Consider the following 26,299-nt stretch of genomic DNA (forward strand, 5'->3'; position numbering starts at 1 on the left):
TCCTTCCTTGTGCATAAAGACTAAACCGCTCCTCATCCCTTGACCGCGCCGCTGGTCATCGCACCGAGGATCAGCCGTTGGAGCGACAGGAAGGCAACGATTGCCGGAACGACTGCGATCAGGCAGGCGGCGGCAAGCAGTTGGATGGACGAGTCGGTTTGCATGCCGCGGAAGTTAAAGATCCCGACGCCGATCGGCATCAGATCATTTTTCGTGAGCAACAGAAAAGGCACCAAAAATTGCGACCAGCCGGCAATCACAGTGATGATGAAGACGGAGGCTATGCCCGGCGCCGATAATGGCAGAATGATCCGCCAGAAGACGGAAAACCTGTTGCAGCCGTCGATCATGGCCGCTTCGTCGAGGCTGCGCGGGATGCCGTCGACCGAACTCTTCAGAAGCCAGGTCGCCAGCGGAACGCCAAGCGCGATATACACCATGACGACGGCAAAATGCGTATCCAGTAGCCCCAGACGGTTCATGTAGCGGTAAAGCGGCACCATGATCACAAGTGGCGAGATCATCTGGAAGAGCAGCAGCCCCATCATCGACAGGCCCTTGCCCCGGAATTGAAAGCGGGAAAAAGCGTATGCGGCAGGCAGAGCGACGATCAGGACGCCCAGTCCGCTAAGGGCGGCAAGCTTGAGGCCGTTCCAGAGATAGATCGGAAAGTAGCTGTTGTTCAAAACGGTGATGAAATTGTCGATGGTCGGATTGTTTGGAATATATCGCGCCGCGCCGCGATAGATCTCGCGCTTGTCACGCATTGCCATCGACAGGAGATAGGTGAGGGGGCCGGCGAAGAACACGAATATTACCAGCATGAAAAGATAGCTCATGGCATCGCCGAGCCGCGTTCCGGTCCGTCCGTTCATTGCTCTTCATCCTTCGGCAGGAACGACGCATAGATAAAGGCCAGCCCGAGGCTGATGATCAGCATGAGCACGGAGAGCACGCTGCCGCCGGACAGGTCGTAGTTTCTAAAGACGATATTGAAGACGTAGAGCGAAATGACCTCGGTCGCGCGCCCCGGACCGCCGCCCGTCAGCGTGATGATCGCATCGAAGGTATTCACCGTCTGGATCGTAATGAGGATCATGTTGACGAGGATTGCCGCGCGCAGTTGCGGAAGCGTGACGAAGAAAAACTGCTGCGATGCCGTCGCGCCGTCGACCTCGGCGGCTTCATAGAGTGAGGGATCGATCGACTTCAGCGCCGCATACATGACGACCATCGAAAATGCCGTGCCGCGCCATATGTTGGAGATGAGGGTCGACCACGGCGCAATAGCAGGGTCCGAGAGCCAGGCGACCGTCGGCATGTGCATCAATCTTAGAATGCTGTTCAACGCACCATAAGGCGCTTCGGAAAAGAGCATCTGCCAGATGATACCGCCGGCGATTCCGGGGACCACCCACGCAACTAGCGCCGTTGTCCTCAAAATGGTGGTGCCGAACAGCCCACGCTTCTCACCGCGGATAACCACGACGGCGACTGCAAGGCCTAAAATCTGCTGACCGATGACGCTGCCGCCGACGAAGATCAAGGTTGCCCATAATATGTCTGGCAGCTGTGGCGAGCTCAACGCATTGGTGATCGACCCCAGCGTATAATCCTGATTGTCGCCGATCAGCGTGGCATTGGTGAATGAAAGCCTGAAAACGTCGATGACGGGGTAAAGGTAGAAGATGCCGATGACGATGATCACGGGCATGATCCAGGGCAGCGGCGCACCGGCGAAACGGCGCATGAACGATCTGCTTTGAGGCGGGCTGTCAACCTCGATGGCAATGGGGCTCATTAAGCTTCTCTGTCCGGGTTGGCTCGCGCATCGGCCCGAAATCGGAATCGATTTTCGGAAAGCACGATGCGTAGATTCAACGTGTTCCAGCGTCCTTTTGCGCGTGAAAAGGCGCACGACGCTGTAGGTGACGGCGCCTAGCGGGCAGGCGCCGTCACAGTCGGAAACACTAGAGACGCTTGTAAGCCTCCAGCGCCGCGTTAAAGGCGGCATTCAAGGCGTCTTCCGGCTTTTTGGTCCCGGAGAGAACGTCGCCCATCATGATCTGGATCTGGTTGGAGATTTCAGGATAGATCGGCACACCCGGGCGCGCCTGTCCGTCAACCAGAGCCTTGGCGAAGGTCTTGTTGGCTTCGGTGGAGAAGACCTCATATTTGTCGAACAGTGATTTCCTGGTCGGCAACTGCTGCTGCAGCGCGTTTGCCGGCCCCATATAGACCTCGCGTGCGAGGTTGGCGCACATCTCGACCTTGTCCTTGTCCTTGCTGAAGGAGGCGATCGTCCAGCCGCCGGTGCCGGTCGAACGCTGATCGGCGCTGGGGCCGGGAATCGGCGAGAAGGTCCATTTGTTGAACTCGTCCTCGTCGAGCGTGGCCTTCAGCTGCGCATATTGCCAGTTGCCGCCGATGAAGAGCGCCGTCGTCGCCGCTGCGGCCGCAGCATTCATATCGTCGTAGTTCGCGATCGTGCTGACGCGCTTGGGCGCGGCACCGGAATCGACGAGATCCTTGAAATAATTCAGCGCCTTCAGGAATTTCTCCTTGTTCTCGCCTTCGCCGAAGACTGGCTTGCCCGAGTCGTCGACGAGCTTGCCGCCCAGCGCCCAATAATTCGCCAGCCAGTCGAACGTCGTCCCTTCCCAGCGCCCGCCGTTGAAGAGAACGCCTTCCATGCCTTCCTTGGTGGAGGCGAGCGCGGCCTTTTTCAGGTCGTCCCATGTCTGCGGCGCATCGGCAACGATCGACTTGTTGCGGTAGAGCACACGAAGGTCCGTATCCCACCACCAGGCGCGGACGGTCTGGTCCTTATCGGTGATGCCGCTGCGGATGAAGGGGAACAGGTCGTCCACTTCCTCCTTCGAAAAATACGGCGTGAAGTCCGCAAGCACATGATTGACCATGAACTGCGAGAGGACGAAGGAGTCGACGGCAGCGCAGTCAGGCGCGTTGCCGGCCTTGGCCTGCTCCAGCATCTTGGCCTGTTCGGTGCCGATGTCCGAGGACATGAATTGCATCTGCAATTTCCAGTCCGGATGCTTCTTGATGAAATCGACGAAGAGCTTCTGATAGCCCTCGGCGATCGCCGGATCCGGATTGTTGGGACTGTCGTTCGTCAGACGGACGACGAGGGATTTTGGCGCATCGGCAAGGCCGATCCTGTCTTTCGTGGCAAGTTCCTGGGCAAATGAAACGGATGCTGAAAATAACATAGTGCTCAGCGCAAATGCGCTGACGGTGGCGCTCTTCATGATGGGTCTCCTCCCCATTTGAACGGATACAGCCTGGCGGTCAGTTGACCTCTCCTCATTTCCGTGCTGCATTAATTAGATTAAGTTACTTTGATTTGATGTCAAGCCACAGCGTGGGAGCCAGAACCTGGGAGGTTGAGATGCTGGCGACAATCAACAGCAGCTAGCGCAGAGTTCCGAAAAATCGAGATCGATTTTCGGAAAAGGATCTGCGTCGTGAAGGTGATGGAGCGTCCCGTGGGACGCGCGACGCATCCACCGCAATTTTCCTGAAGAAGAGCACGAGGCAATCGCGGATGGATGCGATGGCGTGAGTGTGGTTTTGCCCGGCGGAGCCGCGGCGGAAGTTAATTCCATGGAGGATAAGATGCGTTTACTCATTCTTGGTACGGGCGGAATGGCCAACCAGCATGCTGCCAACTTCAAGGCGATCGAAGGCGTCAGTGTCGTGGGCGGCGTCGATGTTGTCCCGGAAAGGCTCGCTGCCTTTTGCACCGAACATGGCATCGCCAATCATTTCATGACCCTCGAGGATGCTCTCGCCTGGGGCGAGTTCGACGCAGTGGCGAACGTCACGCCGGACCGCATTCATCACCCGACGACGCTGCAGGCGATTGCAGCCGGCAAGCACGTCTTCTGCGAAAAGCCGCTCGCCACCGATGCCATCAAGGCCATGGAGATGACCGAGGCCATCGAGCGATCGGGCAAGGTCGGCATGGTCAATTTCACTTACCGCAACTCGCCCGCCCTTCAGAAGGGCCGGCAGATGGTGCTCGCCGGCGAAATCGGCGAGATCAGGCACGTCGAGGCGTCTCACCTTCAAAGCTGGCTGGTCGGTCGCCACTGGGGCGACTGGAAGAGCGAGAGCAAATGGCTTTGGCGGCTGAGCAAAAAACATGGATCGAATGGCGCGCTCGGCGACATCGGCATCCACATCGTCGATTTCGCATCCTATGGTTCAGGGCTCGACATCGCCCATGTCTTCGCCCGGCTGAAGACCTTCGACAAGGCACCGGACCATAGGATCGGCGAATATGATCTCGACGCCAACGACAGTTTCACGATGAATGTCGATTTCGCCAATGGCGCAATTGGGACGATCCAGGCGACGCGGACGGCGGCCGGACAGATGGATCAGCTGCGCCTCAGGGTCTATGGCGAAACCGGCTCGATCGAGATGATCTACGATACCGGAAAATCGACGCTACGCGCCTGTCGTGGAGAAGACGTGCACACGGCGACCTGGCGCGACGTCCCCTTCGATCCGGTCGAGACGAACTATCAGCGTTTCGTCCAGGCCGTGCGGGCGGGCAGGACCCAGGAACCCTCGTTCCGGCGGGCGGCCAATATCCAGAAAGTCCTGGACAAGGCGCTGGCCTCCGATCTCAGCCACGCCGATGAAGCGCTCGCCTGACCCGGCCATCAGGCCGAAGCCGGCGGCAGCAGCAAAGTGTTGAGGAAGGGCAGGAGTGCTGCACCGAGCGCAACGCCGCCGCCGCTGAAGCTCGCGGGTTTCATCGGCGAAATCCAGGGCGTCAGCAATGGTCTTGTCGAGGTGTCGCGGCGTTCGATCGAAAGCTGATGGATCAGCGCTTCGATCACGCTCTGCGGCAGGTCGCTGCCGATCATGACAACGCTCGGGGCGAGAAAGCCGGCCATGGCGATGATCGGGTCGAGCAGATGGCCTGCGGCTTCCCGTATCCATTGTGACAGTGACGGCGAGGTGAATTCTTCCCCTTGCAGTAGGCGGGTGAATGCGTCGTCGCCGATCCGTGATCGCAGCGACTCGAAACCGACCACGGTGTTCAGCTGGACATTGTCCGGGCCTGTCAGCATTTCGCCGATGCTGCCCGCTCGGCCATGCACGCCGGAATAGGGAATACCGCGAATGAGAAAGCCTGCCTGAACGTCGTCGTCGATGATGATCATCGCAAGTCCGCCTTCCCTGCCGGAGCTACCGATCGTGCGTTCGGCGAGAAGGCTCGCCGTGCACTCGTTCTCGACATAGGGATGCGCGATCGTCGACATCGCGGCGATCTGCTCGCTTTGATCCTCTGTCCAGTCGTTGGCGGCGATGCCGAGACCAATGATCGGCAGGGCGGCGTGGCGATCGACCATATCCCTGACGGCCGCATGCAGCCGGCCGACTCTATCAGCGGGGTCCAGGCCGAAGTAGACCCGGTCGTGCACCTGGCCACTCAGATCGATGAGCACGGCCTCGCCACGCCTTTGGCGAAGCTTGACGCCGATCGAGAAAGCACCTTCCGGTCGAAGCGCGAATTCCGTGGCGGTTGCGCCACCTCCAATCCCATTGCGGCGGTTTGACGTGACGAGTTTTTCTTCCGCCAGCCGCCGCAGGATATTGGTGATGCCAGGCCCGGTCAGGCCGCAATGCCGGCCAAGCTCCATCCGCGTCAGCGGGCCATGGCGGCGGATCGCCTCCAGGATGACGCGAATATTCCGGTCGGCGATCTCGCCCGACCTCAGACCCACTGTTTTGGCGCGCGGACCGCCCATCTCCTGGGTGTGAAGCCCACGCGGCCCTGACCGAAGATACCGCATGACTGTATTTCCTAGAGCGTTTCCGGGCTGTGTACTTCATCCACGGGCTATGGGAAAGCCGAGCTTTGCAGCCGCTTTTTCAGCTGAACGTCCTATCAACCGAGATCAGGGCCATCACGCGCTGACGAAGCGCGGCGGGCGAATGCCGCACAATGCGTCAACAGATCGTCGAAACGACACGGCAATCGGAGCTTCACTCTATCGGTCACTAATAGCTGCAAGGATGATCGTTGCCAAATCCATCGCGGCAGGCAGGTCTGAGCGAATAGTCGGTGCCGGTATATCCAACCGAGCCGGTTTGCATCGAGTCATTCGAGCTCGTCGTGCAGGACGATAAGGCAACCACGATGACGGCTGTCGCGGCTGTCAATAATTTGCGGACTTGAAGCATCCCACCCTCCCCAGCGCTGCCTGAAATTTGCGATATCACTGCAATTCTCGGTCACATAGGGCCGACCCAGTGATCAGTCTATGATCCATACGCCAGTTTGAAGCGCTCGACGAGCATGAACCAGTGACGAGCGTTTCATTCAATAACTCATCTCGCGGCAGCTCAGCGGCGTTTCGCATATCTTTCCACCACCCGCGTTGAAGCGGACGATGAGATTTCCAGATAATCTGGGTTGATGTTCGCGTAGCCGCGACGGGTTCCACAGACCGTTCCGCCATCGGCGAAGATCTCGACGATTCCACGGTCATGAAACAGACGAAGCTCCTTTCCGTCGCCAAGCGCCGCCACGTAACGGATCGAGCCGTCGTCCTGGGCGAGCCGGATCGAGAGGATACCGCCGGCGACGCCCACCTCGAATGCAAGTTCGCCGCCCTGCGTCGCAACGACCTTGCTACCTTCCAGGGCGCCGGAAAGGCGGATTTCAATGGGCGCCATCGGTAGCGAGAATTTGCCGCTTTGTTCCTCGACGATAGGGTCAGCGGCAAAGTGATCGTCGACTTCGATCGCCGGCAGCATGCGCAGCCTCTTCCTATCTTCGCTCAATCTCAGAACACGGGGCAGGGACAGCTCCCCTGAATAGGACGAACCCTCAAGCTTGCGGTATTCCCAGTTGAACAGCCAGGCAAAGGCGATCTGGCGCCCTCCCGCTTCGAAACTCTGCATCGCGTAATAATCGGTGCCGAAATCCAGCAATTGCAGTTCCGGGATGTCGGGCACGAAGCAGTCGTCAATAAACTCGCCGATCAGGGCATAAAGGAGATTGTGGCGCCGTGTTCGTGGCTCGACATGGCCAACAAAACCCATCACCAGAACCCACTTTTCCTCCAGCCGAAAGAAATCCGGGCATTCCACCGCACGCGCGCCTTCCTGGCGGAATTTAACCGGCGCACGGTAGAGCGGCCTGAGATATTGCCAATCGAGGCCATCGCCGGAGCCGAACAACAACACCGCGGGATCGCCTTCGATCGACGCGCCGAGTATCATGCGATAGGCGTTGGCTGCGTCGTCCCACCAAACCTTTGGATCGCGGAAATCGTGCTCGACCCCGTCGGGACGCTCTTCCAACACCGTCACAATGCCTTCCGCCTTGATCATCCGCCGATCTGGGCGCGCTATTTTCTGAACTTCCCGATAACCCTTGAAAAGGTCATAGGCGGGCAGGCGCTCGGTGTAAAAGAACATCAAACTTCCATCTCGATCCCGAAAGGCATTGCCGGAGAAGGCGCCTCCTGTAGCGCCGAGACGCCACAGGTTCTGTTCTGGATGCAGAAATACCGGCATATGAAGCCAATTGACCAGATCGCGGCTGGTCGCATGTCCCCAGTGCATCGGTCCCCAATCACTGCCGCCGGGATGGAATTGATAGAAAAGGTGCCATAGCTCGTCGATCTTGCAGAGACCCACGGGGTCGTTCATCCAATGCCGGATTGGCGAGAAATGAAGCACAGGACGATCCGGATCGGACCGAAGCCAATCTTTAATTTCCGCGCCGGTGTGCTGAAGGATCCCTTTTTGCGAGAATTCAAACACCGTTATACCGCTCTCGTTCACGGTTTGAGGCTGATATCCATAGGCCCACAGAACAGCGTCCGGGGCATTGGTGACAATGGTGACCTCGCAAGCTTCCCTGTGGTGATATTTGAAAAACTCCGGATCGATGGCAAATGACCGAACCTGCCAAACCGTTTTCCCGTTAATGTCGATACGAAAAAAGCCGTCGCCCGCGGCCCAAAATTCCAAGCGGTACCCAGAGGGTAGGAACAGGTTTTGCTGCATCAACGGGTCATCTTCCCGGTCCATTTGGTTCGCCACGAACACAACTCCGAATAATCACTGGATTTTCGACCGACGACCTGGCTATGCCCGGTCTAGTGAAACCCTGCCGACGATTGCCCAAGAACTGGAGTGCCCCTGAAAGCATTCACCGCTCTGTCCATCTCGACCTGTTCGTCATTGCCTGAATCCAGAACGGTATTCCGCACCGAACCCCGTTGCACCCGTACTGCCGTTACCTCGAGCGCCTTCAAATTGTCCGTTGAAAGCAACGCGCCCACTTGCGTGGAAAAACAGGCGCTGTTTGGTGCATCGTTGATTTGCGACATTTCGGTTGTGGCCACGATGTGATTATTGGCGATGTAGTTACCGCTGCCGGAAACGACATTGATGATCACAGGCTTTGCGGCGAGAGGCTTGATATATTGAGTATCGATCGTCTCTGAAATGTGGTTGGCGATGACAGAATTGTTGCTGCCATCAATGTGCAAAAGTCCGAACAGGTCATCCAGGCCGTTATCGTACTTCTGCATCGGCGCCCACGGCTCGCGATCACGCAAGAAATGATTTGAGGACACCAGGTTTTCGCAGCAGTTCGCAGAAAAAACCAACATTCCGGGATAGAAGGAATGGAATCTGTTTCCTGTGATCGAGGAACGCACGACGCCGGAAAAATAGACGCTGCTCGCGCCTCGGGGGAAGACGTTGTTTGAAGAGACCAGGATGCCTCCGTAATTTTCAGCGTAGACGGAATGTCCTCTATATCCGGCTCCGACAAAATTATTCGCTATCCTCGAGGCCTGCCCCATACCTTTCAATTCGATACAGTTGCCGCACTCTGCAATGAAATTATTGTCTATCGCCAGGGCATCCGCGTCATGAACAGTCACGCCATGTTCCAGATAGATAAGGCCCATCCCCGTTATTCGGAATGAGTCATTGGCGCTGCCCACATAGATTCCCGTTTTGCCATTCCTGTAGGTATTTTCCGCATCATTCTGCCCTGAACCGTCGTCCATGAAGTGCAGGCCATCGATGCAAAAATCAGCAAACTCCACAGAGCTTATGCGAGGATTGCCGGTGCGCTTGACATAAAACGCGGCTCCGGCAGCCCCGCCGTCGGCGGCGTCCGGAGACATGCCCACACGTATGCGACTTCCGCCCGGCCACAATTCGCGCCACTGTGCCAGTTCGTCCGCAGGTGTGTTGAAACGGATGCTCGACGACGTAAAGCCATGTCCCGAGCCGACAATCTTCAGATAGCTCACGTCTATCACCACCTGGGTCACAAGACGATAATCGCCTGGCGGTATATAGATCACTGCTCCAGGCTTTCCGCCGTCATTATGGTCGGGAACCGCTTGCCTGCTTTTAATATCCGCAATGATGCTATTGATGACCGCGCCAATATCCTCATAGGGGTTGCCTACGGGATACTGTGTAACGTCGTAAAAGTTGTCACTTGCCATGGTTCATGTCTCCTCGGTCATTTCCTACTCTGCAGCGAGAGTAGACCGATGTTCTTGATTGGCTTGTCGTGCCCAAGCCGCCTGGGAAAATGCGTTCAACCGGCTCTCTTGTTCGAGTTTGGAGCAAAATCCTGCGCACCATCACCGTATGCTGGTGCGGATGTCCGGTTCAAAAAAATGGAGTTCGTCGGCATCGATAGCGATGCGCGCGATGTCACCTGCGCGGACTGCGCTCTTCGGAGAAAAGCGGGCTACAGCAGCCTTTTCGTTGCCGATGTCGACGACGGCGTCCGGGTCGCCGGCGTCCACCCGGCTGGCGTCGATATTCAGATGCACCATGGATTCAGAACCTAGCGCCTCGACAAGAGTAACCGGGGCCGAGATCTCGGCCGAAGAGGGCCGGATTGCGGCGTCGTTCATATGCTCGGGCCGGATACCGACAATGACCCGGCGGTTGGACGCACCGTTGAGCGAGGGGCGGTCTTCGAATACCCGGTCGGGGATTTCCAGGTTGTTGCTGCCCAGGGTCAGCGTTCTCCCATTCAGAACGGCCTCGTACAAATTCATCGAGGGCGATCCGATGAAGGCGGCGACAAAGACATTGTCAGGACGATTGTAGAGGTTTTGCGGTGTGTCGACTTGCTGCAGCACGCCGCCTTTCATGACTGCGACGCGGTCACCCATCGTCATCGCCTCGACCTGGTCGTGGGTCACGTAAATCGTCGTGACATTCAGTTTTCTCTGGAGACTGGCGATCTCGGCGCGCATCTGCACGCGCAGCTTGGCATCGAGGTTCGACAACGGTTCATCCATCAGGAAGGCTGCTGGTTTGCGGACAATCGCTCGTCCCATGGCGACACGCTGACGCTGACCTCCTGAAAGGAGTGCCGGTCTGCGGTCGAGCAAAGTTGTCAGTTCGAGGATGCGGGCGGCTTCGTCTACGCGGCTGGCAATCTCAGCCTTCGGCAGGCCTGCCATCAGCAAGGGAAAGCCAATGTTCTCCCGCACCGTCTTGTGTGGGTAGAGCGCATAGGACTGAAAGACCATGGCGATGTCGCGATCCTTGGGATCGACATCGTTGATTAGTCTGTCACCGATCCTGAGTTCACCGCTCGTAATGCTCTCCAGGCCAGCGATCATCCTGAGCGCCGTCGACTTTCCGCATCCTGACGGACCGACAAACACCATGAACTCGCCATCCCTGATGTCGAAGCTCAGATCGTGCAGAGCGTGAAACCTGTTTCCGTAGACCTTGTTGATATTGCGCAACTCTATGCCGGCCATGCCTTTGCCTCCCTCATCCCTTTACAGCACCGAAAGTCAGGCCGCCGACGATCTGTTTTTGCAATGCGAGCGTTACGATGATGACCGGCAGCGAGTAGAGGACGGCCGCGGCGGTCATCGCCCCCCAGGCAAGCCCATATACCGAATTGTATTCGGCGATGACGATCGGCGCCGTTTTGGTCGCCTCCGACGTCAGCAGCAGCGCGTAGAGGAACTCGTTCCAGCTTGTGATGAAGGTAAAGAGCGCGGTGACCGCTATCCCGCCTGTCATGATCGGAAGCACGATCTTTCGAAACGCCTGGAATCGTGTGCAGCCATCCATGCGCGCCGCTTCTTCGAGCTCCTTCGGTATGCCCTCGAAGAACGCGGACATGAGCAACAGTGCCAGTGGTACCGCGGCCGACGTGTGAGCGAGCACCAGGCCTGGAATGGTATCGAGCAGACCCAGCGACTTCAAAAGCTGGAACAGCGGCACTCCGAGCGCCACCGACGGCACCATGCGCGTCACCAAGGCGAAGAGCAGAAAAATGGTGGTGATCCGGCGCCGGTACTGCGTGGCAACGTAAGCGGCAGGCACGGCCACCGAAAGCGAGAGAGCCGTCGTCAGCACCGCGACGGTGAGGGAATTGACGAAGGCTCTCGGCAAGGTGGAGGATCGCAGCACTTCGCGGAAATTCTCGAACGAGACAACGGCGGGAAAGAAGCTTGGCGGGATCTGTTGGACATCAGCCGCCGGCTTGATGGAGGTCATGAGGAGATAGATGTAAGGCAGCGCATAGGATAGCACCAACACGAGGGCCGCCGCGTTGATCAGGATTCCGCTGAGATTGAGGCGGGGAGCTCTACGCATGTACCGGCCTCCATATCTTCCAATAGGCGACTGCCGCCAAGAGCATCATGACGATGAGAAACAATGTTCCGGACGCGGAAGCCTCGCCGAGATCGCCGAACCGAACCATGCGCTGGTAGATGTTCATCGAGAACACTTCAGAAGCATGACTGGGACCACCCTGCGTCTGTATCCAGATCAGGTCGAATGTCTTTGCAGCATCCACGCCCCGCACGATCACCACGACGGCAATCACCGGCCGCATAAGGGGAAGGGTGACATGCCAAAAGCGCTTGAGCGCATTCGCCCCGTCGATCCGCGCTGCCTCCAGCAGGTCTTTCGGGATGTTCGTCAGCCCGGCATAGGACACAAGGGCGACAAAGGAAGTCGTCAACCAGATGTCGGCAAAGGAAACGGAATAGATGACAATATCTTCGCTGGACAGCCATGCGATCGCTTCCGGATCGCTTATCAGACCCAAACGAACGAGCCCGTAGTTCAGGATGCCGATATTGCCGACGAGCAGAAAGCGCCAGAGTAGACCCGCGACGATCGGCGGAACCATCAACGGCAGAGCGAAAATCGTGCGATGCCACCGCGATTGACCGGCAAGCGCCGAAAAAAGCAGCGCCGCACAGAAGCCGAACGTGAACTCGAAGAACAGCGCGAAGAGCGAATACTGAACGGTCCGCAGAGCGCTTTCGATGACACGTTTCGACGTCAACGCGTCGACATAGTTCTGCAGCCCGACCCATTCGCGTATATGGGGCGTGATCGTATCGACCTTGAAAAAGGAATCGAAGACCAGGAGCCCCACCGGGTAAGCGACCAGCACGCCGAGGATGGCAACTGCAGGCGCGAGCATGCAAAGTACAAATCGGTCTTCACCCGACATGTCCGTCTCCGAAAGCTAAGGGTGGGGCATATTCTGCCCCACGATGTGGAGGAATGTACGAGGCTAGTTGAGAATGTCCTCGATCGTTTCCTTGGCTTCCGTCAGAACCTCCCCGGTATCCGCCTTGCAGGTGAGTGCCTTCTGGATAGCGGGCAGGACGGCTTCGTCGACGATTTCCTGATATTTTTCATTGATCGGCCGGCCCTGGGTGGCACGCGCGCTCAGCGTCTCAAGAAGTGGGGGAAAGTGCTCATAGCCGGCCTTGCCTGAATAGCTGCGATAGGCGGAATTCGTCGCGGCAAGGCCGAGCGGAGCTTCGATGCCCAATGCATTATTGGCAATGGCAAACGAGATGAATTTTTTTGCGGCGTCCTTGTGCTCGGATGTCGAGGGAACGACGTTGTACCAAGGCCCGGGAACAGCTGCGATCCCGGCGTCGCCGGCCAGCATCGGCACCACGCCGACCTGGCCGCTGACCTTTGAATCCGGAGGCGTCATCTTGTAGGCGTGCGCCCAGAACTTCATCATGGCTGTTTTGCCCTGGTAGAACAGGTTCTGCGCCTCGCCCCAGCCGATTTCATTCACGTTTTCAGGAACGGAATGATCAATGCAGTGTGGCGCGATGTAGAATTCAAGTGCCTTTTTGTGCGCCTCGTTGTCAATAATGACCTGCCCGTCCTTGTCGAGGATCACCCCTGGCGAACCCGCCTGCAGCACATGTGCCATCCATTCCTCTGAAAACGTGCCGATGGTGTCGGTGCCCCAGAAGTCGGTCTTTCCATCGCCGTCAGTGTCACGCGTGAAGAATTTCGCGATGTCGCGCCACTGCTGCCAGGTTTTGGGCGGCGCGAGAGGATAGCCATACTTGGCCTGAAAAGCCTCCTTTTCCTCCGCCTTATCAAACAGGTCCTTGCGATAAAACACGATCTCTGCATTGGCCCAGGCAGGCATGCCGATCAACTTTTCACCGACCTTCGCGTCGGCAAGCAAGGAAGGCGGCAGATCCGCGCGAACCGCATCGGTGAAAAGAGCCGAAAGATCCTCGACGTGGCTTGCAAACTTCGCATTCCACACGACGTCGATCGTCACGACATCGAACGCGGAAGAACCTGAGGCGATTTCGGCTGAGAACTTGTCGAATACACCCTGATAGGGAACGGTCGTGAAGTTCACCTTGATGCCTGTTTCGGCAGTAAACTTCTCGGCGACCGCCTTCTGCAACATTTCGCCACCACCTTCGACCAAGATATTGATGGTTTCGGCATTGGCAGTGGCGGCCATGAAAACAAGCGCGAGTGCGCTGGCACCAAGCAATTTCTTCATTGATTCCTCCCGTTTGGCTCGCTGCACTTGCACTGAGCCCTCCTTCTTGGTGCGAAGGTAGTCCTCGTATGACGACGTTGTCAATATGAAATGACGACGTTGTCAGAAAAATATGTCGACGTTGTCATGCGCGTGGTTTAAAACGAATCCCGACAAGGAGATTGGCGTCCATGGTGAGCATAGTCAGCGTCGCGAAAGTGGCGGGGGTTTCGAACAAAACTGTGTCTCGCGTCATTAACGGCGAACCATATGTGACCGAGGAAACGAGGGAGAGGGTCGAAAGGGCAATTCGAGACCTCGGATATGTGCCGAATATGGCGGCGCGCCAGATACGCTCAAGTCGCTCCAACACATTTGGTATCATCGCTGACTACGTGTCGACGACGCCTTATTCAGTGGATATCGTTCGCGGGATCCAGGATTGGGCTAATGCTAACGGCAAGACCATTCTGATGGCAAATACCGGCGGCGCATCCGAACAGGAAATTAAAATTTGGAAAATGTTCCAATCGCACCGCATTGACGGTGTTCTCTATGTAACGATGTACCATCGCATCGTTGACCCCGAAATCGGCGACGTCGCTATCCCCACAGTCATGATCAACTGCCGACCAAAAACGAGCGAATTGTTGCCGTCGATCGAACCCGATGACTATCAGGGTGCGCGAGATCTGACCCGCTATCTGCTTGAGCGGGGTCATCGAAAGATCGGCTACATCCGGCTCAATCCGATTTTGCTTGGTGCGGAACTGCGCCTCGATGCTTTCCGCAAGACCGCTGGAGACTTTGGCCTTGCGGACAGTGACCTCACGATCCGCCTTGGCATGGAAGGACCCGTCGGAGCAGAGAAGAACTACGTTTTTGCTGCCGCCACCGAGATGCTTCAACAAAAGGATCGACCGACCGCAATCATGAGCGGCAACGACGAAATGGCAATCCAAATCTATATCGCGGCGATGGCATTGGGTCTTCGGATTCCCGAGGATGTCAGTATTGTCGGTTTTGACGATTTCCGGACAGTTTCCCTGGCGCTGAAGCCGGAGCTGACCACTGCCGCCTTGCCATATTACGGTCTTGGTCTGCAAGGGGCTGAATTGTTGAATAGCGTGGTGGCGGGAAGCGAAGTTTGCCCGAGCAGTCGAGTTATGTCCTGCAATTTGGTGGAGCGACTTTCGGTGTCCTCCTTGTAATCTGACCTCATGCGCGAGAGTGTCTGGTCGAGCAAGCAAGCTTTCGCAAGAAATGGTGTGACGGTGATATCCGGTAAACCCGGAGCGGTTCACTTCTTCCGGGCTTGACGCCAAATCAAAGTTACTTAATCTAAGACTCTGCAAGCCCGCTTGGAGGAGGGGCCGGGCAATCGCGATGTCGGTCGCGCCATCTTCATCTCCCCCAAAACCATGACCACGACCTCAAAAGCATGACGACAAGATTGTCAGCCGTCGATTTTCAACAGGATAAGCCATGCCTCTGACCATTGCCCAGCGCCTCGATCGTCTGAAAGTTCGCATTGCCGAGTTGGCGCATTGGCGGGATCGACAAAGTGCTGCGATCGACGGCTGGAGTTTCGAGGGCGAGCCGATCGGCCATCACCAGGATTGGCCGCACCGCCAGGGAGTGGTGCATTTTGCCGCGACCGCTGAAGCGCCGGAGTCGTGGCCTCTTGCAGATACTCGCCTGCAGCTCGATCTCGGCGGCGAGAGCTTGATCACACTGAGCTATCCCGATGGAGAGACGGAAACATTCGGTCTCGATCCCTATCATCAGGAATTCCCGGTGAAGGGCCGCCGCTTTTCGATTGCAACGGAAACCGTCGCCCGCTTTCCGTTCGGCGAGCCCAATCGAGCGCCCAAACTCAACAAGGCCCGGTTTATCTGGCTCGACGGACCCGCCCATCGCCTGCACCTTCTGTTGAAGCAGGTTGCCGAGGCAATCGATGCGCTCGGCGAGCATGAAGTTGTGCCGCATCTGATGGATGCCGCCGAGCATGCGTTGCGCAGCCTCGACTGGCCGTCGGATACGGCGGCTTATATCTCCCGCACATCAAGCGCTGTCATGCAGCAGAAGATCTGGCAACTGCCGGAGCTCGAGGCTGATCCGGCAGGCCTTACGGACGAGCAGAGCGGCTCGGCGACCACCGCATTCGAGGCTCTGACGGCGAGGTTGCAGGAGCTGCAGAAGCGCTTCCCGCCGAATGGAGAACTGCTGCTGACGGGCCATGCCCATATCGATCTCGCCTGGCTTTGGCCTTATCGCGAGACGCGCCGGAAAATGCGGCGCACCTTCAACACGGCGCTGTCGCTGATGGAGCGCTCCGACGATTTTCGTTTCAATCAATCGACCGCTCATTATTATGCGCAGATGGAAGAAGAAGACCCGGAGCTTCTCGAGCGCATTAAGAAGAAGGTCGCGGAAGGCAAGTGGGAAACCGTCGGCGGCATGTGGGTGGAGCCCGACACCAACATGCCGACCGGCGAAAGCCTCGCCCGTCAGGTCCTCTATGGCCAGCGTTATTTTGAAAAGACCTTCGGCACCCGCCACACGGTCTGCTGGCTGCCCGATTGCTTCGGCTTTTCAGGTGCGCTGCCGCAAATCCTGAGACAGGGCGGCATCGACAGCTTCTTCACGATTAAGGTCAACTGGAGCGAGACCAACCATATTCCCTCCGATCTCTTCTGGTGGAAGGGTCTCGACGGCAGCAGGGTTCTGACCCACACGTTCGACAATCCGATGCAGGGTTATAACGGTTTCGTGCAAGCCGATTGCTACGTGCCGACATGGAAGAATTTCCGCGGCAAGACGCAGCACGATACTTCGCTGCTGGCCGTCGGCTATGGCGACGGCGGCGGCGGTGTCACGCCGGAGATGGTCGAACGCGAAGTGCAGCTGCGCGATTTCCCGGCAATTCCGCAGGCGCGCTGGGGCACGGTCAAAAGCTATTACGAGCAGGCGCACCGCACCGCAGGGGAAAAGAACCTTCCCGTGTGGGACGGTGAAATCTATCTCGAACTGCACCGCGCCACGCTGACGTCGCAAAGCGGCGTCAAGCGCAAGCATCGCCAGGCCGAACGGGCGCTGATCACAGCCGAAACAATTGCTTCGCTGGCGCATATGCTCGGAGCAGACAGGCCCCGAAGCCTCGAGGCGGATTGGCGCGTGGTTCTGAAAAACGAGTTCCACGACATTCTGCCGGGCTCGAGCATCCGTGAAGTCTATCAGGATGCGGAGCAGGAACTGGGGGGCGTCATCGAACATGCCATGGCCGAACAGGCGATGGCATTGCAAGCGCTGTCGGCCAAGCTGCCGAAGGGCGGGGCGGGCGATGTCCTCGTCGTCGTCAATCCGTCTCTTGCGCCGAGGCCGCTCAGCGCAACGCTTTCCGACGGTACGGTCGTCGCGGCAGCCGATCTCGTCGCGCCCTTGTCCGTCGCGGTCTTCGACAAGGGCTCGCTCAAGCCGGCGGGCGGGCTAAAGGCTAGCCCCGACCGTCTCGAAAACGACCACCTCGCGGTCGTCATTGGCAAGGACGGAGCGGTTGCGAGCCTTATCCACAAGGCGACCGGCCGCGAAGCGGTCGATGGTTCGGCAAACCAGCTCTGGGTCTATCCGGCCGACAAGCCGCGCAACTGGGACGCTTGGGATATCGACGCGGATTATGCCGAAAAGGCCGTCCGCCTCGATGCGTCTGATGGTATCACCCTCGTGGAAGACGGCCCGCACCGCGCGGCGATCCGCGTCGTTTACCGCTACCGGAATTCGAGCGTCACGCAGACCTATGTGCTGACGGCCAACGCCAGGCGGCTCGACATCGAAACGACGATCGACTGGCATGATCGCCGCACGCTGCTGCGCACCCTGAACCCGGTCGCCGCGCAGGCCCGCAAGGCGACCTTCGAATGTGCCTTCGGCATCGTCGAGCGGGCAACGCACACGAATACGTCCTGGGAGCAGGCGATGTTCGAGGCCGTCGCGCACCGCTTCGTCGATATCAGCGAGCCGGATTTCGGGGTGGCGCTGCTCAACAATGCCAAATACGGCCATAGCGCCCGCGGCAACGTGATCGGCATGAGCCTCGTGCGCGGGCCGATCTATCCGGATCCGCTGGCCGACGAAGGCGAGCAGAGCTTCACCTATGCGCTGATGCCGCATGAAGGCGCCTGGCATGAAGGCGGCGTTCTCGACGAAGCGATCGATCTCAACCAACCGCTCGTCTCGGCTGAATCCAGCGGTCTCTCCGCCGGCAATTTTGCGCCGCTTGCGGTCACCGGCATCCCCGTCGCGTTCTCAGGCCTGAAGCCGGCGGAAGAGGGCGATGGGCTTATCCTTCGCCTTTACGAACCGGCCGGCCGGCGCGGCAGCCTCGCCCTCGAGCTGCCTTCCGGATGGGCAGCATCGCAGCCGCTGAACATTCTCGAAGAGCCGATGGAGCGGAAGGGACCTGCCGACATCATGCCGTTTGAAATCCGGACCTGGAAGCTGCAGAATGGCTGACGCCTGACCGCCATACGTGCCGGGAATCAAATGGCCTATGGCAAGCATGTAGGACGGTGATTTCAAGGACTGGCGGGCGCTTCTGAAAGCGGCCGCTATCCCCCAGAATTGGATGAGACGCCAGCCGCATCCAGCGGGCGAAAAGCGTCGGGTCGGGCGGCAAAATTCGCAACTACAAAATCCACGAAAGCGCGGACTTTTGGTGAAAGCTGACGATTGGACGGCCAGACGAGCGAGAGCGAGCCGTACGGCACCATGAAGGAGGTCAGGACAGGGACCAAACTTCCGGTTCGCATATGGGGCTCTGCGACGTAGACAGGCAGGTGCGCGATCCCCAAACCGTCCCGCGCTGCCCGCAGCCCTGCGTCCGTATTGTTGAATGTAAGGCTTCTTGGGAAAATTACCCGATCGTATGGCGAGCGGAATGCCCATGGTGCGAGCCGGCCGTTGGATGGGTATTTGAAATGAATGCAGGCATGTTGGGAGAGGTCATCCGGCGTCTCCGGTTGTCCATGGCGCTTGAAATAATCGGGACTTCCGCAAACGACGAAATGCTGGTCGCCAAGATGGCGGGCAATCAATCGAGCATCGGCGAGCTCGCCACTCCGCACGACGACATCCAGGCCCTCTGCCACCAGGTCGATGACCTTGTCTTCGAAATCGATGTCCAGTTCGATCTCCGGAAATTGCTCGGCAAAAGTGGGTAGAACCGGTATGAGAAGGTGATGCCCGACAATATGCGGTACGCTGACGCGAAGGCGCCCCCTTGGACGTTCCCGGCTTCGTGAGATTGTGGCCTCTGCGTCATCCATGTCGTCGATGATGCGTTTGTAGCGCTCGTAGAGAACCGCTCCTTCCTCAGTCAGGCTGATACTGCGCGTTGTCCGGTTGAAGAGCCGCACGCCCAGCCGGCTTTCGAGACGCGCCACCGCTTTTCCGACCGCGGACGGCGAAACTCCGGCAACTCTGGCAGCTGCGACGTAGCTTTGCTGTTCGACGGCGTGAACGAAGGCGACAACGTTCGCAAGACTATCCACAATAGCACCTGATTGAAGATATTTTGTCCTTTATGTACGGCCACGAGGCACCATTGATCAATATTGCATAGGAAATATCCTCGGTCCCCAGCGAATAACAAAGAGTGAGCGGTATGCGGGACTATGCAAAAGAAAGACCCGACCACACGGGAAAATACGTCGGAGAGAATGACCTATTTCTCGAAATATTTGATGCGCACAGCGCTTCGAGGCAGTCCGTTCGGCCGCCTCTGCTCTTCGTCCACGGCGCCTTTACCGGGAGCTGGATGTGGAGCAAATATATTCCTCATTTCATATCGGCTGGATGGAACTCTTATTGCATCAACCTGCGGGGTCACTACAAAAGCAGGTCGGTGGATTTCACAAAAATCCTGTTTGAAGATTACCTGGAAGACATCCGGCTGGTGATCACCGAAATCACCAAAGAATGTGGAACCCCGCCCATCGTGATCGGATTCAGCATGGGCGGAATCCTGAGCCAGAAACTGGCGGAAAGTGTGAAGATTGCCGGGCTGGTCTTGATCGATTCCAGCATTTGCAAGGAAGTGCATGCGGAGGCGCCCTATCGCGATCTCGCGTTGCGAATGCCCGGCCTCGTCGTGCCTGCTCCCGTGCGCGACGAGCAAATCAGTGTCGATGAAACATTCGAGGATATCGAATTCCAGCGGAATTACCTGTCCATGGAATCTGCAAAGGCGTTCAGCGCATTTTCCTTTCATTTCGGGGCGGAGGGGATTTCCATCAGAGGCGAGAAGATCGCCTGTCCCAGCCTCGTCATTTGCGCGATCAGCGACGAATCCGATGAACATCGAGGCCGAGCGACAGCACGTCACATCGGCGGCGAGTATCTAGGTCTCTGGGGTACGACACACACAGGTCTGCTTGTCGGGCAGAGGTATTACGAAGCCGTAAGCCGCATTATGGCCTGGTTGGCACGCTTTGATAGATGATAGATCTTCCGATAGAGCGTCATCCGCGACCGGCTCCCCAGCGCAGAGTCGCAAGCCAAAACTCAATCCTCCAAACCAAGGCTCACCAGCAAGCGGCCGACATAGGCTTCCAACCCGCCGACCATATCGAAGCGGGTGGGATCGCGCAGCCAGAGCATCTGAAGTCCGTCCATCACGGCGATCAGCTCGGCCGCCATCGCCCGGCCGTCAATCGTGCCGTCGATCGATCCATCGGCGACGGCCTGTTCGAAGGTGGCGGCGATGTCGTCCTGCAGCTGGGTGGCGCGATCGAGAAACCATGCCTTGGCCGGGTGATCCTTCATCAGGCTCTCGGCATTCAAGATGGCGAAGGTCCTGATGACCTCGATCATTTCGGCGTTGCGGCGAAAGACCTCTACCATGCCCTTGAGCAGGCCGCGGAGATCGGAACGATAGGGCCCGATGTAGCTTTCACATTCGAGATCGCGCTTGTCCAGAATGGCAAGCAGGAGATCGACCTTGGTCGGGAAATGGTGCAGCAGGCCCGGCAGCGACAGGCCGACGTCGCGAGCCACATCGCCGATGGCGGCATTCTGGTAGCCGTCTTCGGCAAAACGTCGCATCGCAGCCGACAGGATCTCCGCGCGGCGCGCTTCGCCCTTGCGAGATCGGCGCCCTTGCTTTTCGTCCAGTCCGGTCTTCGATTCGAGAAATTGTGCCATCGTCTCTTTCGCCTGCCTCTTCTCCCGCCCTCCATCCATACATCACGGCTCGACAGTTGACATCTTAAAAATACCGAGTAATCGGTAGGTTTAATAACTGTCTGGCGCTGAGAAGTGATGATGCCGCCGGATGAATTGACACCTGGCATGCTCGGCCAGCACTTCGCAATGCCCGAATTCCGTTGAAGGAGAGGTTTGCATGATCGATTCCATTCTCGACAAGATGGCGCTCGAGGAGCAGGTCTCGCTGCTGTCAGGCGCCGATTTCTGGACGACCGTTCCCGTCGAACGTCTTGATGTGCCGAAGATCAAGGTGACGGACGGGCCGAATGGGGCTCGCGGCGCGGGTTCGCTGGTCGGCGGCGTCAAGGCAACCTGCTTTCCTGTTGCCATCGCGCTCGGCGCCACCTGGAACCCAGATCTCGTCGAGCGCATGGGCGTGGCGCTTGCCCACCAGGCAAAGAGCAAGGGCGCAGCCGTGCTGCTCGCTCCCACGGTAAATATCCATCGTTCCGGTCTCAACGGGCGAAATTTCGAATGTTATTCCGAGGATCCGATGCTGACCGCGGAACTCGCGGTCGCCTATATCAAGGGCGTGCAGAGCCAGGGGATCGCCGCAACCATCAAACACTTCGCCGGCAACGAATCCGAGATCGAGCGGCAGACCATGTCTTCCGATATCGACGAACGGACGCTGCGCGAAATCTATTTTCCACCCTTCGAACAGGCGGTTCGCCGCGCCGGCGTTATGGCCGTTATGTCTTCCTATAACCGCCTCAACGGCACCTATACGAGCGAGCATCAGTGGCTGCTGACCAAGGTGCTGCGCGAGGAATGGGGATTCGACGGGATCGTCATGTCCGACTGGTTCGGTTCGCATTCGACGGCCGAGACGATCAATGCCGGGCTTGATCTCGAAATGCCCGGTCCGGCGCGTGATCGCGGCGAGAAGCTGGTCGTGGCCGTGCGCGAAGGTAGGGTCGAGGCGGCGACCGTCCGGGCGGCGGCGCGACGTATCCTGCTTCTGCTAGAGCGGGTTGGTGCGTTCGAGAAGAGGCCCGACCTTACGGAGCAGGCGGTCGACCTGCCGGAAGACCGGGCGCTGATCCGGCGTCTCGGCGCAGAAGGCGCAGTCCTTTTGAAGAACGACGGCATCCTGCCGCTTGCCAAGACGTCGCTCGACCGGATCGCCGTCATCGGACCCAACGCTGCGAGCGCGCGTGTCATGGGCGGCGGCAGCGCGCAGATCGCGGCGCACTATACAATCAGCCCGCTCGAGGGGATTCGGGCCGCCCTTGCCAATGTCAACAGCGTCAGCCACGCAGTCGGCTGCCGCCATAACCGCCTGATCGAGGTGTTCAAGGGAAAGATCACCGTAGAATATTTCAAGGGGCGTGGCTGTCAGGGCAATCCGCTTCATGTCGAGACCGTCGACAAGGGCGAGTTCTTCTGGTTCGAGCTGCCGTCGGGCGAACTCGACCCCACCGATTTCTCGGCGCGGATGACGATGCAATTCGCGCCGGAAGAGAGCGGCGATCATGTCTTCGGCATGACCAATGCCGGACTGGCGCGGCTCTTCGTCGATGGCAGGCTCACGGTCGACGGCCATGACGGCTGGACACGCGGCGAGAACTATTTCGGCACGGCCAATGACGAACAGCGCGGCACCGTGGCGCTCGATGCGGGCAAGGCCCATACCGTCACCGTCGAGTACGACACGCCGGTGGCGACGGGGGAGGGGATCAACCTCACGGCCATTCGCTTCGGTGTCGAAAAGCCCTTGGGCGAGGCCGATATGCAAGAAGCCGTCGAGACGGCGTTGAATGCCGATGTGGCGCTTCTCTTCGTCGGCCGCGACGGCGAATGGGATACCGAGGGCTTGGACCTGCCCGACATGCGGCTTCCCGGCCGGCAGGAGGAACTGATCGAGCGTGTTGCGGCCGTCAATGCCAACACCGTGGTCGTGCTGCAGACCGGTGGCCCGGTGGAAATGCCGTGGCTCGGCAAGGTTCGCGCCGTGCTGCAGATCTGGTATCCCGGACAGGAGCTGGGTAATGCCGTCGCTGATGTCCTGTTCGGCGATGTCGAGCCCGGCGGACGCTTGCCGCAGACATTCCCGAAAGCGCTTGCCGACAATTCCGCGATCACAGGCGATCCAGCCGTCTATCCGGGTGAGGATGGGCATGTGCGTTACGCCGAAGGCGTGTTCGTTGGCTACCGTCACCACGATACACGCGCTGTCGAGCCCCTCTTCCCCTTCGGTTTCGGCCTTGGCTATACGCGCTTCAGCTGGGGAGAGCCGCGGCTCTCAGCCAGCGAAATGGGTGCCGAAGGCGTGACTGTCAGCATCGATCTGACCAATATCGGCGACAGGGCCGGGTCGGAATTGGTCCAGCTCTATGTGCGTTCGCCAAAGTCCAAGGTGGAGCGGCCGGACAAGGAGCTGCGCGCCTTCGCAAAGCTTTCGCTGAATCCCGGTGAGACAGGCACGGCCGAACTGAAGATCCTGCCGCGCGATCTCGCTTATTTCGACGTCGAGGCCGGCGCCTTCCGCGCTGAGCCCGGCGACTACCAGCTGGTCGTGGCGGCCAATGCCATGGATATCAGGTTCGTCATCGATCTGCCGTCACCACGCGCCTATCTGCTGCCGCCTTCGCAGTAGGCCGTGGTCGCACACGTGAAAGGCCGCCATGTCGTCGTCGCGGTGGGACGACAGCGTCGGAACCCTTTTCCGACATGGCCTGCCGTACCACCTCCGCTATCCGGAGCTTTGAGCGCGATGATGATATCGGCATAACGCACCGGGGATGGCACGCCAGGCGCCGCCGCAGAGCCGGAACGGCCTCTACGGCATAGAGTTCCGAAGCCCACGACGCCAGGATCGCTCTCTTCTCCTGCGCAGCGATCTCGGCGGCGAGAACTTCGTTCGGAGAGGCGAAATGGACATGGAGACGGGATGAAGAATGTGCGAGGCGAAGATCGCCTCGATGACACCGTCCGGAGGGCTCGTGCTGAAGCTTTTTGCTGGTCATGAACTTCTCCCAAAAATTTCCACATAAACGAGAACATCTTCAGACACCCTTCGATTTAGGTGAAGGAAAACAGCGGTTAACAGGCTTGCGGTCCGCCTCAAGCCTCGCCCAAACTTTTTTTGGATGTCCTCTTGAATCGAAAAACGCCCGAAACCAGATCATTTTCGTCGACAGCGCAAAGACGGGTCGACCAGACCGGGGACGTGTTTTCGACGCGTCTCCATTCCATGTTGCTTTACGGAGGATATGGCTATGAGAAACGAACTTGACTTCGCACCCCTTTATCGGTCCAGCATCGGCTTCGACCGGGTCTTCAACCTCTTGAACAATGCGCAGCGGCTGCAGGCGATCGAGACCTGGCCACCCTATGATATCGTCAAGACGAGCGAAGACGACTATCGTATCCAGATGGCAGTCGCCGGTTTCGCCGAGGCCGATCTGGAGATTACCCAGGAGCGGAACGTGCTTGTGGTGAAAGGCCAGAAGGCCGAAGGGAAGGATGGCGAATATCTGCATCGCGGCATCGCCGGGCGCGCGTTTGAACGTCGCTTCGAACTTGCGGACCATGTCAGGGTCGAGAATGCGTCCCTGACGAACGGTATCCTCTCGATCGCGCTGAAGCGTGAGGTGCCGGAAGCCATGAAGCCGCGCAAAATCGCCATTGGAGACGGCTCCTTTCAGCAGGCGCCTCTTCAGATCGAAGCCGAACGCCAGGTGGCTTAAGGAGGGCTTCTCGATGAAGTCCCGGAAAAAGCCGTTCACGGTCGAAATCAGGAAACGCCGCGGGGCAAGCGCAAAGGACGCGGGAAAGCGTGTGCTCTCGAAGCTTCTCGACAAGCTCCGCTCCGGAGCCTCTATCCCGGTAACGCGATCCTGAATTGAGTTGGATCCAGGAGGGCTGGCTTGGTGGCCGGCCCTTTTGTCTGGCGGTCCTACGCGACGTCGTCTTGCCGCGAATTGCGTGGCTTCATCCGCTTTTGCGCGATGGGCATCGCGAAGAGATCAGACGGCGTCGGGCTGCTTGCGGAGGTTGGAGACGACGCGCCGGTTCTGCACTTTGCAGGAGCGCTCCGTGCAGTCGCGGACTTCGCGTTCGTTCCCGTAACCTTTGGCCCACATGCGCTTTGGGTCCACGCCCTTCGAGACAAGATAAGCCATCGCGGCATCGGCGCGCTTGTGCGACAGCGTCTCCATTTTGGATGCGGACCCTGAATCGTCGGAGAATCCCTGTAGCTTGAGCATCCAGGTCGGGTTGTTGTTGAGCCAGTTGGCTTGGTTGTCCAGGGTCGCCATGGCGACGGAATCGAGCTTGGCAGAGTCCTGTGTAAAATATATCCGTCGGCCGACATTGAGGATAAAATCCTCCTCGCTGCCAGCCGCGACGTTTTCGAAACCAGGCGCCGGATCGTTCGTCTGGCCGGTCATTGGCGCCGCCGCAGGTTCTTCCAGCGAGGCCAGTTCGGTGGTGGAGCAGGCGGCAAGCGCCAAGAGCATTGTCGCGGCAAGAAGGCGCCTGGTAAATCCGGTCGCAATTGAGATCAAGGTGATATTCCTTATTCGACCGGGGTTGTCTGGCTGACCTGAGTGGCGCTTTCAGCCTGGTCTGCAATATGCGGCAGAACCTGCACCGCAGTGCCGATGGGGCAACGCTGGTACAGATCGATGGCGTCTTCGTTGAACATGCGGATACAGCCGCTGGAGGCATCCTTGCCGATGCTCCACGGCTCCAGCGTGCCGTGGAAGCGATAGCCGGTATCGACGCCGTCGCGATGCAGGTACATGGCGCGGGGACCGAGTGGATTTTTCGGTGAGCCTCCCGCCACGAATTCGGGCAGTTCCGGATGGCGCTTGCGCATCTCTGGCGGCGGCGTCCAGCGCGGCCACAGCGATTTATCGTCGATCGTCGCGCGGCCAAACCATTTGAAGCCCTCGCGACCGACGCCGACGCCATAGCGGATGGCCGTCTTGTTCTCCATGATCACGTAGAGAAAATGGTGCCTCGTGTCGACGACGACGGTGCCGATTGGCTCGCTGCTGAAATATTTGACAACCTGGCGGTGCCACTGTCTGTCGATCTTGGCAAAGTTGGTCCTTCGGAACGTCACGCCATTGTCGACGGTAGTGCCGTCGAAATAGGAAGACGCCGCGGCAAATACCGGTTTCCGGACTGCACTGGCGCCAAGTAACGCCAAACCACCCAGCACAATATTTCTGCGAGTCCACGGCATCGGCA

Annotated in this window: 21 protein-coding genes; 6 read left to right on the forward strand and 15 right to left on the reverse strand. The window is 58.5% G+C overall.

Annotation, left to right across the window (positions count from 1 at the left end; genetic code table 11):
* Positions 1–32 precede the first annotated feature (32 nt).
* The 3 genes from N1937_RS24860 to N1937_RS24870 all read right to left on the reverse strand — a co-directional run bounded on the left by N1937_RS24860 (position 33) and on the right by N1937_RS24870 (position 3,269).
* Entirely contained in the window at positions 33–875 is an 843-nt protein-coding gene (locus N1937_RS24860; RefSeq protein ID WP_260059636.1) for a carbohydrate ABC transporter permease, read from the reverse strand.
* Positions 872–1,801 carry a carbohydrate ABC transporter permease gene (locus tag N1937_RS24865; protein WP_170255532.1) on the reverse strand — a complete coding sequence of 310 codons (930 nt, stop codon included), beginning with the start codon at positions 1,799–1,801 and terminating at the stop codon, positions 872–874. Before N1937_RS24865 ends, N1937_RS24860 begins: the two co-directional genes overlap by 4 nt.
* 169 nt (positions 1,802–1,970) lie before the next feature.
* Positions 1,971–3,269, reverse strand: a complete 1,299-nt coding sequence (locus N1937_RS24870; RefSeq protein WP_017967749.1) for an extracellular solute-binding protein — start codon at positions 3,267–3,269, stop codon at positions 1,971–1,973.
* A gap of 367 nt (positions 3,270–3,636) precedes the next feature.
* On the opposite strand from N1937_RS24870, the gene N1937_RS24875 reads away from it, so the two are divergent.
* Positions 3,637–4,683, forward strand: coding sequence for a Gfo/Idh/MocA family protein (locus N1937_RS24875; RefSeq protein WP_026154527.1), 1,047 nt, complete (start codon positions 3,637–3,639; stop codon positions 4,681–4,683).
* An 8-nt stretch (positions 4,684–4,691) separates the two neighbouring features.
* Here the strand turns inward: N1937_RS24875 and N1937_RS24880 are convergent, their stop codons facing one another.
* The 8 genes from N1937_RS24880 to N1937_RS24915 form a co-directional block, all read right to left on the reverse strand.
* Positions 4,692–5,831, reverse strand: a complete 1,140-nt coding sequence (locus tag N1937_RS24880) for an ROK family transcriptional regulator (protein WP_260059637.1) — start codon at positions 5,829–5,831, stop codon at positions 4,692–4,694.
* A gap of 208 nt (positions 5,832–6,039) precedes the next feature.
* Positions 6,040–6,222 carry a hypothetical protein gene (locus N1937_RS24885; RefSeq protein WP_246730835.1) on the reverse strand — a complete coding sequence of 61 codons (183 nt, stop codon included), beginning with the start codon at positions 6,220–6,222 and terminating at the stop codon, positions 6,040–6,042.
* A gap of 162 nt (positions 6,223–6,384) precedes the next feature.
* Positions 6,385–8,058, reverse strand: a complete 1,674-nt coding sequence (locus tag N1937_RS24890) for a glycoside hydrolase family 32 protein (protein WP_260059704.1) — start codon at positions 8,056–8,058, stop codon at positions 6,385–6,387.
* 92 nt (positions 8,059–8,150) lie between these two features.
* Positions 8,151–9,524 carry a NosD domain-containing protein gene (locus N1937_RS24895; protein WP_260059639.1) on the reverse strand — a complete coding sequence of 458 codons (1,374 nt, stop codon included), beginning with the start codon at positions 9,522–9,524 and terminating at the stop codon, positions 8,151–8,153.
* 141 nt (positions 9,525–9,665) lie between these two features.
* Complete coding sequence (locus N1937_RS24900; RefSeq protein ID WP_162115869.1) at positions 9,666–10,808, reverse strand: ABC transporter ATP-binding protein; 1,143 nt, start codon at positions 10,806–10,808, stop codon at positions 9,666–9,668.
* A 13-nt stretch (positions 10,809–10,821) separates the two neighbouring features.
* Positions 10,822–11,658 (reverse strand): carbohydrate ABC transporter permease, encoded by an 837-nt coding sequence (locus tag N1937_RS24905; RefSeq protein WP_260059640.1) that lies wholly within the window; start codon positions 11,656–11,658, stop codon positions 10,822–10,824.
* Positions 11,651–12,532: a carbohydrate ABC transporter permease gene (locus N1937_RS24910; RefSeq protein WP_162115867.1), complete on the reverse strand. Its 882-nt coding sequence runs from the start codon at positions 12,530–12,532 to the stop codon at positions 11,651–11,653. Before N1937_RS24910 ends, N1937_RS24905 begins: the two co-directional genes overlap by 8 nt.
* Before the next feature lie 63 nt (positions 12,533–12,595).
* On the reverse strand, positions 12,596–13,855 hold the full coding sequence (locus N1937_RS24915; RefSeq protein WP_260059642.1) for an ABC transporter substrate-binding protein: 1,260 nt from the start codon (positions 13,853–13,855) through the stop codon (positions 12,596–12,598).
* A 170-nt stretch (positions 13,856–14,025) separates the two neighbouring features.
* Here N1937_RS24915 and N1937_RS24920 point away from each other — a divergent pair, with 170 nt between their 5' ends.
* A complete protein-coding gene (locus N1937_RS24920; protein ID WP_017967738.1) occupies positions 14,026–15,045 on the forward strand; it encodes a LacI family DNA-binding transcriptional regulator in 1,020 nt (339 codons plus the stop codon).
* Between the two features lie 274 nt (positions 15,046–15,319).
* Positions 15,320–18,346: an alpha-mannosidase gene (locus N1937_RS24925; RefSeq protein ID WP_260059643.1), complete on the forward strand. Its 3,027-nt coding sequence runs from the start codon at positions 15,320–15,322 to the stop codon at positions 18,344–18,346.
* 95 nt (positions 18,347–18,441) lie between these two features.
* Here the strand turns inward: N1937_RS24925 and N1937_RS24930 are convergent, their stop codons facing one another.
* Entirely contained in the window at positions 18,442–19,383 is a 942-nt protein-coding gene (locus N1937_RS24930) for a LysR family transcriptional regulator (RefSeq protein WP_260059644.1), read from the reverse strand.
* A 113-nt stretch (positions 19,384–19,496) separates the two neighbouring features.
* Between N1937_RS24930 and N1937_RS24935 the strand changes: the two genes are divergently transcribed.
* On the forward strand, positions 19,497–20,333 hold the full coding sequence (locus tag N1937_RS24935) for an alpha/beta hydrolase (protein ID WP_170259437.1): 837 nt from the start codon (positions 19,497–19,499) through the stop codon (positions 20,331–20,333).
* A gap of 62 nt (positions 20,334–20,395) precedes the next feature.
* On the opposite strand, the gene N1937_RS24940 is transcribed toward N1937_RS24935, so the two are convergent.
* The gene (locus N1937_RS24940) at positions 20,396–21,034 is read right to left on the reverse strand and encodes a TetR/AcrR family transcriptional regulator (protein ID WP_260059645.1); all 639 of its coding nucleotides are present in this window, start codon (positions 21,032–21,034) and stop codon (positions 20,396–20,398) included.
* A 199-nt stretch (positions 21,035–21,233) separates the two neighbouring features.
* Between N1937_RS24940 and N1937_RS24945 the strand changes: the two genes are divergently transcribed.
* Together N1937_RS24945 and N1937_RS24950 are read left to right on the forward strand one after the other, a co-directional pair.
* Positions 21,234–23,696, forward strand: coding sequence for a beta-glucosidase (locus N1937_RS24945; protein ID WP_260059646.1), 2,463 nt, complete (start codon positions 21,234–21,236; stop codon positions 23,694–23,696).
* Positions 23,697–24,318: 622 nt separating this feature from the next.
* The gene (locus N1937_RS24950; protein WP_025396923.1) at positions 24,319–24,789 is read left to right on the forward strand and encodes an Hsp20 family protein; all 471 of its coding nucleotides are present in this window, start codon (positions 24,319–24,321) and stop codon (positions 24,787–24,789) included.
* Positions 24,790–25,068: 279 nt separating this feature from the next.
* Here the strand turns inward: N1937_RS24950 and N1937_RS24955 are convergent, their stop codons facing one another.
* The gene (locus N1937_RS24955; RefSeq protein WP_206120705.1) at positions 25,069–25,560 is read right to left on the reverse strand and encodes an OmpA family protein; all 492 of its coding nucleotides are present in this window, start codon (positions 25,558–25,560) and stop codon (positions 25,069–25,071) included.
* A 59-nt stretch (positions 25,561–25,619) separates the two neighbouring features.
* A complete protein-coding gene (locus N1937_RS24960; RefSeq protein ID WP_017967731.1) occupies positions 25,620–26,294 on the reverse strand; it encodes a L,D-transpeptidase in 675 nt (224 codons plus the stop codon).
* Positions 26,295–26,299: the final 5 nt, after the last annotated feature.

This window comes from Rhizobium sp. WSM4643 (genome assembly GCF_025152745.1).
GTDB classification, from domain to species: Bacteria; Pseudomonadota; Alphaproteobacteria; order Rhizobiales; family Rhizobiaceae; genus Rhizobium; species Rhizobium leguminosarum_I.